At 69.2% G+C, this 12,544-nt stretch carries 11 protein-coding genes; 8 read left to right on the top strand and 3 right to left on the bottom strand.

The window, feature by feature from the left end; genetic code table 11:
* Positions 1-68: 68 nt before the first annotated feature.
* Both ABD355_RS42360 and ABD355_RS42355 read right to left on the bottom strand, forming a co-directional pair.
* A complete protein-coding gene (locus ABD355_RS42360; protein WP_425585859.1) occupies positions 69-1,076 on the bottom strand; it encodes a zinc-dependent alcohol dehydrogenase in 1,008 nt (335 codons plus the stop codon).
* Complete coding sequence (locus ABD355_RS42355) at positions 1,073-2,236, bottom strand: mandelate racemase/muconate lactonizing enzyme family protein (RefSeq protein WP_344406615.1); 1,164 nt, start codon at positions 2,234-2,236, stop codon at positions 1,073-1,075. Before ABD355_RS42355 ends, ABD355_RS42360 begins: the two co-directional genes overlap by 4 nt.
* A gap of 256 nt (positions 2,237-2,492) precedes the next feature.
* Here ABD355_RS42355 and ABD355_RS42350 point away from each other — a divergent pair, with 256 nt between their 5' ends.
* From ABD355_RS42350 to yjfF, 6 genes are all read left to right on the top strand, one after another.
* Positions 2,493-3,284 carry an SCO2400 family protein gene (locus ABD355_RS42350; RefSeq protein ID WP_425585858.1) on the top strand — a complete coding sequence of 264 codons (792 nt, stop codon included), beginning with the start codon at positions 2,493-2,495 and terminating at the stop codon, positions 3,282-3,284.
* 1,056 nt (positions 3,285-4,340) lie between these two features.
* On the top strand, positions 4,341-5,387 hold the full coding sequence (locus ABD355_RS42345) for a LacI family DNA-binding transcriptional regulator (protein WP_344406612.1): 1,047 nt from the start codon (positions 4,341-4,343) through the stop codon (positions 5,385-5,387).
* 135 nt (positions 5,388-5,522) lie between these two features.
* Positions 5,523-6,527, top strand: a complete 1,005-nt coding sequence (locus ABD355_RS42340; RefSeq protein WP_344406611.1) for an ABC transporter substrate-binding protein — start codon at positions 5,523-5,525, stop codon at positions 6,525-6,527.
* Positions 6,528-6,624: 97 nt separating this feature from the next.
* Positions 6,625-8,163: a sugar ABC transporter ATP-binding protein gene (locus ABD355_RS42335; RefSeq protein ID WP_344406609.1), complete on the top strand. Its 1,539-nt coding sequence runs from the start codon at positions 6,625-6,627 to the stop codon at positions 8,161-8,163.
* Complete coding sequence (locus ABD355_RS42330) at positions 8,160-9,269, top strand: ABC transporter permease (RefSeq protein ID WP_344406608.1); 1,110 nt, start codon at positions 8,160-8,162, stop codon at positions 9,267-9,269. The genes ABD355_RS42335 and ABD355_RS42330 overlap by 4 nt, the downstream gene beginning before the upstream one ends.
* Positions 9,269-10,291, top strand: coding sequence for a galactofuranose ABC transporter, permease protein YjfF (yjfF, locus tag ABD355_RS42325; RefSeq protein WP_344406606.1), 1,023 nt, complete (start codon positions 9,269-9,271; stop codon positions 10,289-10,291). Before ABD355_RS42330 ends, yjfF begins: the two co-directional genes overlap by 1 nt.
* A gap of 112 nt (positions 10,292-10,403) precedes the next feature.
* Here yjfF and ABD355_RS42320 read toward each other — a convergent pair whose 3' ends face one another.
* A complete protein-coding gene (locus tag ABD355_RS42320) occupies positions 10,404-10,850 on the bottom strand; it encodes a MarR family winged helix-turn-helix transcriptional regulator (protein ID WP_344406604.1) in 447 nt (148 codons plus the stop codon).
* A gap of 123 nt (positions 10,851-10,973) precedes the next feature.
* Between ABD355_RS42320 and ABD355_RS42315 the strand changes: the two genes are divergently transcribed.
* Both ABD355_RS42315 and ABD355_RS42310 read left to right on the top strand, forming a co-directional pair.
* On the top strand, positions 10,974-11,972 hold the full coding sequence (locus ABD355_RS42315) for an NADP-dependent oxidoreductase (RefSeq protein WP_344406603.1): 999 nt from the start codon (positions 10,974-10,976) through the stop codon (positions 11,970-11,972).
* A gap of 107 nt (positions 11,973-12,079) precedes the next feature.
* On the top strand, positions 12,080-12,499 hold the full coding sequence (locus ABD355_RS42310) for an organic hydroperoxide resistance protein (RefSeq protein ID WP_344406601.1): 420 nt from the start codon (positions 12,080-12,082) through the stop codon (positions 12,497-12,499).
* The last annotated feature ends 45 nt before the right edge of the window (positions 12,500-12,544 follow it).

The following is a 12,544-nucleotide window of genomic DNA, read 5'->3' as shown; positions in this document are numbered from 1 at the left end:
CAAGTCGTGCGGGGCTTGGGTGTACGCCGGTGCGGGAGCCGTCAGTTCGCTCCCGTACCGGCGTACGGCTAGGGGCGAAGGAGGACCTTGCCGACCTTCGGATCACCGGACCCGACGAGCTCGATGGCCTGCGGGAACTCGGCGAGCGGCAGCTCGTGCGTGACCAGCGGCAGCGGGTCGAGCAACCCGGCCCCGAACACCCGCACGGTGTGCGCCCACGCGTCCGGCGGCGCCCCGAAGACGGAGTGCACCTCCAGCTGTCGTACGACCAGATCCGTGGGGTCGAGCCCGTTCGCACCCGGCGCCGGGATCCCGGTGAGGACCAGGCGCCCGCCACGCCGCAGCAGAGCGGCGGAGGTCCGCGCGGCATCGGCGGACCCGGCGGTCTCGATGACGACGTCGAAGTCGTCCGGGAGCGGCTCGTCCTTCGTACGGAAGTCGGTCGCGCCGTACTGCCGAGACAGCCCCTCGCGGTCCCGGCGGGTGCCGACGACCAGCAGCTCCACAGGGGAGACGGCCTTGAGGAACTGCACCGCGAACATCCCGAGGGTGCCGGTGCCGACCACGGCGACCTTCTCGCCCGGCTGCGCGTTCGCCTTCAGGGCGGCGGCCGCGATGCAGGCGGCCGGCTCCAGCAGGGCCGCCGCCGTCAGGTCGGCGTCGTCGGGCAGCACGTGCAGCAGCCTCGCCGGGAGGGTGAGCGTGGGCGCCATCGCGCCCGGCTGGGTGAACCCGGTCTCCTCGTACCCGGCGCTGCACAGCGTGGTCTCACCCGCGTGGCAGCGGTCGCACACCTGGCAGTTCCGGAAGCCCTCGCCGACGACCTTGCGGCCGACGAGCGTCTCGGTGACCCCGGCGCCGACCCGCTCCACCGTTCCGGACCACTCGTGGCCGGGCGTGAGCGGATAGCGCACGTACCCCTCGGGCCGGTTGCCCTGGAACACCTCCCGGTCGCTGCCGCAGATCCCGCTCGCGTGCACCCGCACCAGCGCCTCGCCCGGACCGGGGTCGCGGGGCGTGTGCTCGGCCAGGTGGAAGGTGCCCGGGGCGTCGACGACGACGGCGGCGGAGCTCACTGGTCGCCCTTCGGGTTCCGCTTCTCCCAGCCCTCGGCCCACAGGTCGAAGTGCGCCCGCTGCTGGGGGAACTCGGCAGCCGCGTCCACGTCCAGCTCCACGCCCAGGCCGGGCGCGTCGGAGAGGTGGAAGCAGCCGTCCTCCGGGTTCACCTGCGGCGCGCCCTTGACCACCTTCTTGATCTCGGCGTCCGCGAAGTCGTTGAAGTGCTCAAGGATCTTGAAGTTCGGGGAGGTGAAGCCGACCTGGAGGGAGGCGGCGGTGAGCACCGGCCCACCCACGTTGTGCGGGGCGACCAGCATGTAGTGGGTTTCGGCGGTCGCGGCGAGCTTGCGGGTCTCCCAGATGCCGCCGATGTGGCCGACGTCCGGCTGGATGATGTCGACGGCCTGGCTCTCGAAGAGCTCCCGGAACTCGATCCGGTCGTGGATGCGCTCGCCCGTGGCCACCGGCATGTCCACCTTCGCGGCGACCTTCTCCAGCGCCTTGAGGTTCTCCGGCGGCACCGGCTCCTCCAGCCAGGCCGGCTTGAAGGGCGCGAGCTCCTTGGCCAGCCGGACGGCGGTGGAGGGAGAGAAGCGGCCGTGCATCTCCAGCATCAGCTCGGAGTCGGGGCCGATGGCGTCCCGTACGGCCTCGATCAGCGAGACGGCGTACATGGTCTGCTCGTGGTCGAGCTCGAAGTGCCCGGTGCCGAAGGGGTCGATCTTCAGTGCCCGGTAACCGCGCTCCATGACGCCCTGAGCGGCCTTGTGGTACGCCTCGGGCGTCCGCTCGGTGGTGTACCACCCGTTGGCGTAGGCCTTCACCTTGTCGGTGACCTTGCCGCCGAGCAGCTGCCAGACCGGAACGCCGAGGGCCTTGCCCTTGATGTCCCAGCAGGCCATCTCGACGACGGCGATGCCGGACATCACGATCTCGCCTGCGCGGCCGTAGTCGCCGTACTTCATGCGGCGGGTCAGGTCCTCGACGGCGAACGAGTCCGAGCCGAGAATGTGGTTCTGCTCGGCCTCTCTCAGGTATCCGATCAGCGCGTCTGTGTGGCCCAGCATGCGGGTCTCGCCGACACCCGTGATGCCTTCGTCGGTGTGCACCAGGACGTAGGTCAGGTTGCGCCACGGCGTGCCGACCACGTGCGTGCTGATTCCGGTGATGCGCACGGAAGCTACCCTTCGAATGTTCGAGATTTCGGCTCATGTTCGAAATGCTGGGCAGACAGTAAGGATGGTGCGAGCGGAGTGTCAATGGGTAGGACGGTTAACGGTTTCGCCAGTTTCGTCGCCTCTTGCCCAGGTGGCCACTCCCCGGTGTGTGCCAGTTCACTCCGGAGGTCGCGTCGATATGGCTGGTTTCCCACACAACCTTCACAGTCGTGCCTAGGAACGTGACCCTCCGGGAACTTAATCTTCCCGCGTCATGGACTACTGCCACCCGTGCCAACGGCACCTCAACGGCGCCCTTGCCTGTCCGGGGTGCGGGACACGCGTCGAGCAGATGCGCGCGTACTGGGATGCCTACGAGCCGGAGCCCTACGATCACGCCGTCGCTCCCGTGGACGATGATGCACCGGTGGCTCCCGTCGATGATGACGCCCATCCTGACGACGACGGTCACGACGGTGACGAAGGCGACGGCGACGAGCCGCACGGGCGTGCCGCGCGCCGCCGCGAGCGGGGTCGCGGTGGCCGGAGGGGCCCCGCCGGCGCGGTCGGTGCGACGGACGCGAGCCGTCGCGACCGCAAGGCCGCGCTCCACCGCCGGCGGCGCAAGCGCACGCTGCTCGTCGCGGCGGGTTTCGTCCTGGCGGCGGGTGGTCTGAGTCTGGCCGAACTCGGCATGGACGCGCCGGTGTTCTCCTCGTCCTCCGACCCGTCCGCGGCCGGGAACGAGTCGTCCGAGGTCGACCGCTCGACGGCGGAGCCGAGCGAGTCCGCAGGGCCCCGGGACGGCGGGACGGGTGCCTCCCACGGCAAGCCCTCGGCCTCCCCGGACACCTCCGCCTCGCCCTCGGCGTCCAAGTCCCCCCACGGCAAGGACGAAGCGTCCCCGACCCCCGGCAAGGCGACCCGGTCGGCAACCGTCCCCGGCTCCGCCGGCTCGACACCCCCGCCCGCCGCGGGCTCGACCCCGACCTCGGACCCGACGACCTCTGCCCCGTCCCCGCGGCCGTCACCGTCGTGCACGCGCTTTTTGTGGTGGTGTACGTAACGTTGCCGGTCGGCGTCAACCTTCCCTGATGTGACGGCGTTTGAGGCACTGTCCGACCGTGCCTTTCCCGGCGCTCCGGCTCGCCGTTTCCGTCCTGCTCGGGCTCGGTCCCCGCCCGTCCGGGGGCTTGACCCGGACCGCGGATCCGATGACCTCTGGCCTGCCCCTGTGGTTGTCTCCGTCGCGGGCGTGCGTGCCCTTTCGGGGTGACTTCCGCTGATGCGGTGGTATTTGAGGCGCTGTCCGGCCGTGTCTTTCCCGGCGCTCCGGCTCGGCGTTTTCGCCCTGCTCGGGCTCGGTCCCCGCCCGTCCGGGGGCTCGACCCCGACCTCGGATCCGATGACCTCTGGTCCGCCCGCGGGTTTGGCCCCCGCCCGCCCGGCGGCTTGACCCCGCCCGCCCGGGGGCTTGACCCCGGTCTCGGGTCCGATGGCCTCTGGTCCGCTACTGCGGTCGTCTCCGTCGCGGGCGTGCGGGTCCTTCCGGAGTCAACCTCCGGTGGCGCGGTGGCGTTTGAGGCGCTGTCCGCGTGGCTGTCCGGTCGAGCCATCCCGGGCTCTCCGGCTCGCCGTTTCCGTCCGACTCGGGCTCGGCCCCCGCCCGCCTGAGGCTTGGCCCCCGACCTCGGGTCCGGCGACTTCCGGCCCGTCCCTGTGGCCGTCCCCCGGCCGTCGGAGACGGGCACGGGCTTCCTGCGGGGGTGCGTCCAGCGCTGCAGGTCGGTGTCAACTTTCGCTGATGTGGTGGCGGTTGAGGGGTTTGCCTGAGTGGCCACACGGCCGGCCCCTCTCCGGCCGCGTTATTCAACCGTGACGGCCTTCTGCCTGCAGCCCTCTTGACCGCCGTGATTTGTTAGCGCTCACAATGACCTCCGCATTCACCGGTCAGCGTCCAACGTCAGCGTGGGAGATATGAGCGTCGTGCCCGCAGTGTCCCGACCGTTAGATCCCGCCAGTGCTGTTGAACCTTCCCGGAGACCTGTGTGAAGCCGCAGGGGCGGGACCGTCCGCCCGCGACGCGGGCTTTGCCGCAGTCGAGCGCCAAGGAGGTGCGGTCGTGACCCACGCGCAGCTTCGGCCGCCCACCATGGCCGACGTGGCACGCCTGGCAGGCGTGTCCCACCAGACGGTGTCCCGCGTGCTGGGAAACCACCCCAACGTGCGGGACGAGACACGGGCCAGGGTGCTGCGGGTGATCGAGGAGACGGGCTACCGCCGCAACTCCTCCGCACGGGCCCTGGTGACCCGGCGCACCAGGACGCTGGGGGTGGTGGCCTCCGACACCACCCTCTACGGACCGGCCAGCACCTTGTTCGCGCTGGAGGAGGCGGCCCGGGCCGAGGGATATCTCGTCTCGACGGTCACGTTGCGCAAGCTGACCATGGAGACGCTGTCCGAGGCCCTGGACCACCTCAGTGAGGGCGGGGTGGAAGGAGTGGTCGCGATCGCCCCGCAGCGGTCCGCGGTGGCCGAACTGGCCGAACTGCGCTGTCCCTTCCCGGTGGTGGTCGTGGGCAGCGGTCCGGGCGTGGAGATCCCCAGCGTCAGCGTGGACCAGCACCTCGGAGCCAGGCTGGCCACCCGGCACCTGCTCGCCGCCGGTCACCGTAACGTCTGGCACCTCGCCGGGCCCGAGGACTGGCAGGAGGCGGCCGACCGGGCGGCCGGCTGGCGGGCGACCCTCGAAGCCGCGGGGGCGGAGCCGCCCATGCTCCTGCGCGGGGACTGGAGTCCGCTGTCGGGTTACCGCGCGGGCCAGGAACTGGCCGGCTGGGTGGGCCGGGGCCTGACCGCCGTCTTCGTCGCCAACGACCAGATGGCGCTGGGGGTGTTGCGGGCGCTGCGGGAGGCCGGGGTTCGAACTCCCCAGGACGTCGCGGTGGTGGGCTTCGACGACATCCCGGAGTCGGAGTACTTCGCCCCTCCCCTCACCACCGTCCGGCAGGACTTCTCGACGGTGGGAAAGCGCGGCATCGCGATGCTCCTGGAGCTGATCGAGGGGCGGCCGCCCGCCACCGCGCGCAGGATCGCCATCGAACCCCAACTCGTCGTGAGGGCCAGTACCTTCCCGCATCCCGTCCAACCGGAGGGCGTACCTCTCTGACGTACCGACCAACCACACACGCGCTTCCGTGTGGTCGAAATACCGAACAATGATCGACAGGCTGGACGTAGTGCGGCCGGTCCCACCGAGTACCAGCGGGTCCATCCCAGGGCCGGCTCTTCAAAGGAGAAGAACATGCTCAACAGAAGGAACTTCCTCACCGCGGCGGTCGGCGTGGCAGCCGCGGGCGGACTGGCCGCCTGCGCCAAGAAGGACGACTCCGGCTCCGGCTCGGGAGGCGGCGGCAGCAAGGCGATCTCGCTCGGCTTCTCCCAGGTCGGCGCGGAGAGCGGCTGGCGCGCCGCCAACACCACCTCGGTGAAGTCCGCGGCCAAGGAGGCGGGCATCAACCTCAAGTTCTCCGACGCCCAGCAGAAGCAGGAGAACCAGATCTCCGCGATCCGCAGCTACATCGCGCAGAAGGTCGACGTCATCGCCTTCTCGCCGGTGGTCGTCACCGGCTGGGACGCGGTGCTCAAGGAGGCCAAGGCCGCGAAGATCCCGGTGGTTCTCACCGACCGCTCGGTGGAGACCTCCGACAGCTCCCTGTACGTCACGCTGGTCGGTTCCGACTTCACCGACGAGGGCCGGCGTGCCGCCCGGATGCTGGAGAAGGTCCTCGCGAAGGCCGGCCTCAAGGGCCCGGTGAAGATCGCCCAGCTGGAGGGCACCACCGGCGCCGCTCCCGCGATCGAGCGCGGCAAGGGCTTCAAGGAGATCATGGACGCGGAGCACAAGTCCGACTGGAAGATCGTCGCCAGTCAGAGCGGTGACTTCACCCGCGCCGGCGGCAAGCAGGTCATGGCGGCCTTCCTGCAGTCCCACTCGGACATCAACGTGCTCTTCGCGCACAACGACGACATGGCCATCGGCGCCATCCAGTCGATCGAGGCGGCCGGCAAGAAGCCCGGCAAGGACATCCTGATCGTCTCGGTCGACGGCGTCCACGACGGCTTCGTCGCCATGTCCGAGGGCAAGATCAACGGCATCGTCGAGTGCAACCCGCTGCTCGGCCCCCAGCTGATGGAGGTCGTGAAGAAGGTCCACGAAGGCCAGAAGGTCGAGCGCTGGATCAAGACCAAGGAGGGCGACTACACGCAGGACCAGGCCAAGGCCGCGCTCCCCACCCGGAAGTACTGACCCACCGCACCCACCGGCAGGGAGCCTCCGGCCGACCGAGCCATCGGTCCGAGGGGGCTCCCTGCGGGAGTGAACGAATCCCACAAGGAGCGCTGCCATGGCAGAGCCGCGGCCCGTGCTGGAAATGACGGGCATAGTCAAAGAGTTCCCGGGGGTACGGGCTCTGTCGGACGTCGACTTCCGGCTCTTCCCCGGCGAGATCCACGCCCTGATGGGCGAGAACGGCGCGGGGAAGTCCACCCTCATCAAGGTGCTGACGGGGGTCCACTCCCTGGACGGCGGCACGATCACCCTGGACGGGAAGTCCGTGCTGTTCGGCAGCCCGCTGCAGGCGCAGCACGCCGGCATCAGCACCGTCTACCAGGAGGTGAACCTCTGCCCCAACCTGTCGGTGGCGGAGAACATCTTCATCGGCCGCGAGCCGACCCGCATGGGCCGTATCCAGTGGAAGCGGATGCGCAAGGAGGCGGCGGAGCTGGTGGACCGGCTCGGCCTCGACATCGACGTCACCGCCCCCCTGTCCACGTACCCGCTGGCCGTGCAGCAACTGGTCGCGATCGTGCGGTCGGTGGGCACCGGCGACAGCGACGGCCAGGGATCGGGCACCAAGGTGCTGGTCCTGGACGAGCCGACCTCCAGCCTCGACCGTGACGAGGTCCAGGAGCTGTTCCGCCTGATGCGGCGGCTCAAGGACGAGGGCGTGGCGATCCTGTTCGTCTCGCACTTCCTCGACCAGATCTACGAGATCTGCGACCGGATGACCGTCCTGCGCAACGGCACGCTCGTCGGCGAGCACATGGTCGCCGACCTCGACCAGGTCGGGCTGATCCAGCTGATGATCGGCAAGGCCCTGGACCAGCTGGAGGAGCTGCACGACCAGCAGCTGCACTCCGACGTCGGCGAGACACTGCTGAAGGCGGAGGGCCTCGGCAGGACCGGCGGCATCGCCCCCTTCGACCTGGAGATCAAGAAGGGCGAGGTGCTCGGGCTCGCCGGACTGCTGGGATCGGGCCGGACCGAACTCGCCCGGCTGCTCTTCGGCGCCGACCAGCCGGACAGCGGCAGGATGACCATCGGCGGCAAGCAGGTCTCGATGAGCGCCCCGAACGCCGCGATCGGCGCCGGCGTCGCCTTCTGCTCCGAGAACCGCAAGACCGAGGGCCTGGTGCCCGATCTGACGGTCCGGGAGAACATCATCCTGGCCCTGCAGGCCGCGCGCGGCTGGACGCGGCCCATCCCCGTCGCCCAGCGCGACGAACTCGTCGCCAAGTACATCAAGGCGCTGGACATCCGGCCCGCCAACCCCGAGGCCAGGGTCGGCCAGCTCAGCGGCGGCAACCAGCAGAAGGTGCTGCTGGCCCGCTGGCTGATCACCCAGCCGAAGCTGCTGATCCTGGACGAGCCGACACGCGGTATCGACGTCGGCGCCAAGGCGGAGATCCAGAAGCTCGTGGTCTCGCTCTCCGAGGAGGGCATGTCCGTGCTGTACATCGCGGCCGAGCTGGAGGAGGTACTCCGGCTCAGTCACACCATCGGAGTGCTGCGCGACCGCCGGCTGGTGGCGCAGCTCGCCAACGGGCCGGAGATCACCAGCAGCCGGATCATGGAGACCATCGCGAGCGGAGAACACCAGTGAGCACCAACTCCCGATGGCGAGCACTGACACACCACCACCTGTTCTGGCCGGTCGCGGTCCTTGTCTTCCTGCTGCTCGTCAACGTGCCCTTCACCCCTGACTTCTTCTCGGTCAAGATGACGGACGGCCACCTCTACGGCAGCCTCGTCTCGATCGTGCTGTTCGGATCGCCCCTCATCCTGGTGGCGGTCGGCATGACCGTGGTCATCGCCACGGGCGGAATCGACCTCTCGGTCGGTGCCGTGGTCGCCATCACCGGGGCACTCGCCTGCTCGTACATCAGCCACCAGGCCGACCAGAACGCCCTGTCCGGGGTGCTTCTCGCCATGGGTCTCGGCCTGCTGGCCGCGGTCGTCTGCGGCCTGTGGAACGGCTTCCTGGTCGCCAGGATGGGCATCCAGCCGATCATCGCCACGCTGATCATCATGGTCGCCGGACGCGGTGTCGCCCAGCTGATCACCGGCGGCCAGATCATCACCATCGACAGCGACCCGTACAAGCTGATCGGCGGCGGCTACTGGCTGACGCTGCCGTTCTCCATCTTCGTGGTGGCCGTGGTCGTGGCCGTCACCGTGGCGCTGACCCGCCGCACGGCGCTCGGCCTGCTGATCGAGGCGGTCGGCGGCAACGCCGAGGCCAGCCGCCTCGTGGGCATCAGGTCCCGGCGCATCAAGATCATGGTCTACGTCTTCTGCGCGCTGTGTGCAGCCGTCGCGGGCCTGATGATCAGTTCCAACACCTCGGCGGCGGACGGCAACAACGCCGGTCTGTGGATCGAACTCGACGCGATCCTCGCGGTGGTGATCGGCGGCACCTCGCTGCTCGGCGGCCGGTTCTCCATCGGCGGCACCGTGGTCGGCGCCCTGGTCATCCAGACCCTGACGACCACGATCTACACCATCGGTGTGCCGACCCAGACCACCCTGGTCTTCAAGGCCGTCGTCGTCATCGTCGTCTGCCTGCTCCAGTCCCCGAAGTTCCGCGCCAAGGTCTTCGGTGCCAAGCTCGGCGCCCGGTTCGGCGCGAGGGGCGGCGCCAAGCCGGCCGCGGCCGGGACGGACACCGCCGCGGCGACCGACGCCGCTCCGAAGATGGAGGTGTCGTGATGAGCGCGACCACCCAGAGCCCCACGGCCGCGGACAGCCGCACCCCGTCCAAGGCCCAGCGTCTGCTGGGCGACCGGCGCCTGCCCGTCGCGGCGACGGCCCTGCTCTTCCTCGTGATGTACGGGGTGGGCCTGGTCCGGTACCAGTTCTACGGTTTCGCCGAACCCCAGGTCTTCCTGAACCTGTTCATCGACAACAGCTACCTGCTGGTCGCCGCCGTCGGTGCCACCTTCGTCATCCTGTCCGGCGGCATCGACCTGTCCGTCGGCTCGGTGATCGGCTTCACCACGATGCTGACGGCCTGGCTGGTGGAGCGCGAGGGGCTGCCCCTCCTGGTGGTGATCCCCATCGCGCTGGCGGTGGGCGCCTTCGGCGGCTTCCTGATGGGCTATGTGATCCACAACTTCGAGATCCAGCCCTTCATCGTGACCCTCGCCGGCCTCTTCCTCTTCCGCGGCCTGTGCCTGGTCATCAGCAAGGAGTCGATCTCCATCAGCGACTCCTCGGTGAGCAGCATGGCCTCGGCGCAGGTGTCGCTGGGGATGGGGTTCCTGTCGATCGGTGCGGTCGTCGCGCTGGTCGTCCTCGCCGTGGCGTTCTACGTCCTGCACTACACCCGCTTCGGGCGGCGCGTGTACGCCATCGGCGGCAACGAGCAGTCGGCCCTGCTGATGGGTCTCCCGCAGGGCGGTACGAAGATCGCCGTGTACACGGTGAGCGGCTTCTGCTCGGCGCTCGCCGGTCTGCTGTTCACCCTCTACATCCAGTCCGGTGACCCGCTGCACGCGACCGGCATGGAACTGGACGCGATCGCCGCGGTCGTCATCGGCGGCACGCTGCTGACGGGCGGTTCCGGCTATGTGGTGGGCACCCTGTTCGGCGTGCTGGTGCTGGGCCTGATCAAGAGCATCATCCAGTTCGAGGGCACGCTCAGCTCCTGGTGGACGAAGATCGCCACCGGCGTGCTGCTGTGCGTGTTCATCCTGGTCCAGCGCGTCATGACGGCCCGCAAGAAGACATGACGTCCGGTCGCGGGAGCTGAGCCGCCCGGCCCGCTCCCCGTGCGAAGAGGTCCGGCGTACGCATCCCGTGCGCCGGACCTCTCGCATGCCGGGTCCTGCCGGCCTCAGGCTCTCAGCTCTCTGGCTGCCGCAGCATCCGCTGCAGCAGGCCCCTCAGCGCCAGCCGTTCCTCCCTGCCGAGCCCCGCCAGCGGTTCGCGCGCGAAGCGCAGGGACTCGCGCAGGTTCTTGGCCACCCGCCGGCCCTCCTGCGTCGCCGCCGCCAGCTTCACGCGCCGGTCGGCCGGGTCGGGGCGGCGCTCCACCAGGCCGCGGGACTCCAGGCGGTCGACGATGCCGGTCACGTTGGACGGCTCGCACTTCAGTTTCTGGGCCAGCTTGCGCATGGGCAGCGGTTCCAGGGAGAGCAGGCTCAGCAGACGGGCCTGGGCGCCGGTCAGCGAGTGCTCGGCGGCGGCGCTCTCGTAGTCCTCGTGATAACGGGCCACGATGTCGCCGATGAGTTCGACGACCTCAAGGGTCAGTTCATCGGGACGACGGGTGTTCGGTGGAGTGGCCATGCGTTCAGCGTACCTCGTTACTTGACAACCTGAAATATTCAGGAGCATGGTTGTTTCAGGTACTGAAGTATTTGGTACCCGCAGCATCTGGAGTACTTCCCGCACGCTTGAAAGGCGCTCGTCATGATCAACCGCGAATGGCACCTGCTCAGCCGTCCCGTCGGCTGGCCGAAGCCCGAGGACTTCGCCCTGGTCGAGACGGAGGTCGGGGCGCCCGGCGAGGGCCAGGTGCTGGTCCGCAACAAGTACCTCTCCGTCGACCCGTACATGCGCGGCCGCATGAGCGACGCCAAGTCGTACGTCGCGCCCTTCGAGCTGGGCAAGGTCATGCAGGGCGGCGCGGTCGGGGAGGTCGTCGAGTCCAACGCCGAGGGCATCGCCGTCGGCGACCACGTGCTGCACTTCCTCGGCTGGCGCGAGTACGCGGTCGTGGACGCGAAGACCGCCGTCAAGGTCGACCCGGAGGCCGCGCCGCTGAGCACGTACCTCGGTGTGCTCGGTATGACGGGTCTGACGGCGTACGCGGGCCTGCTGCGGGTCGGCGCGTTCAAGGAGGGCGACGCGGTCTTCGTCTCCGGCGCCGCGGGTGCCGTCGGCAGCCAGGTGGGCCAGATCGCCAAGCTCAAGGGCGCCTCCCGGGTCATCGGCTCGGCCGGCTCCGACGAGAAGGTCAAGCTGCTGGTCGAGGAGTACGGCTTCGACGCCGCCTTCAACTACAAGAACGGCCCGGTCTGGGAGCAGCTCAAGGAGGCCGCCCCGGACGGCATCGACGTCTACTTCGACAACGTCGGAGGCGAGCACCTCGAGGCCGCGATCGGCGCGCTGAACCTCAAGGGCCGTGCCGTGATCTGCGGCATGATCTCGCAGTACAACTCGACCGAGCCGACGCCCGGCCCGCGCAACATGGTCAAGATCCTGCAGAACCGGCTCCGGGTCGAGGGCGTCCTGGTCGGCGACCACTACGACCTGCAGCCCGAGTTCGTCCGGGAGGTCGGCCCCTGGGTCGCCTCGGGGCAGCTGAAGTACCGCGAGACGGTCGTCGAGGGCATCGAGAACAACCTGGAGGCCTTCCTCGGGGTGCTGCGCGGCGACAACACCGGAAAGATGATCGTCAAGCTGTAGGTCTTCCCCGGAGCTTTCTCACTGTTTCCGGCATGCGGTAACTTCTTTCCGAAACCGTCGTCGATCGTGGGCGCGAGTCGCGGCGGACCGAGGAGGAAGACAACCGCATGTCCATCCAGCAGACCGACGTCCTCTACACGGCCGTCGCCACCGCCGAGAACGGTCGCGACGGCCGTGTCGCCACCGACGACGGCAAGCTCGACGTCGTCGTGAACCCGCCCGAGGAGATGGGCGGCAGTGGCGCCGGCACCAACCCGGAACAGCTGTTCGCGGCCGGCTACAGCGCCTGCTTCCAGGGCGCGCTTGGCGTAGTGGCCCGCCAGCAGAAGGCCGACATCTCCGGCTCGACGGTCACCGCGAAGGTCGGCATCGGCAAGAACGACGACGGCTTCGGGATCATCGTCGAGATCTCGGCCCACATCCCGAACGTCGACGCGGAAACCGCCGGGGCCCTCCTGGAGAAGGCCCACCAGGTCTGCCCGTACTCGAAGGCAACCCGCGGCAACATCACCGTGACGCTGGTCTGACGAACTCGTTGCTACGACGGAGGCCGCACCCTTGGACGTGGGGTG

Origin of the sequence: Streptomyces longisporus, assembly GCF_039532765.1 — a bacterium.
GTDB lineage: Bacteria > Actinomycetota > Actinomycetes > Streptomycetales > Streptomycetaceae > Streptomyces > Streptomyces longisporus.
The sequence above is the reverse complement of the archived record's forward strand: the minus strand, read 5'-3'. Positions and strand labels throughout refer to the sequence as shown.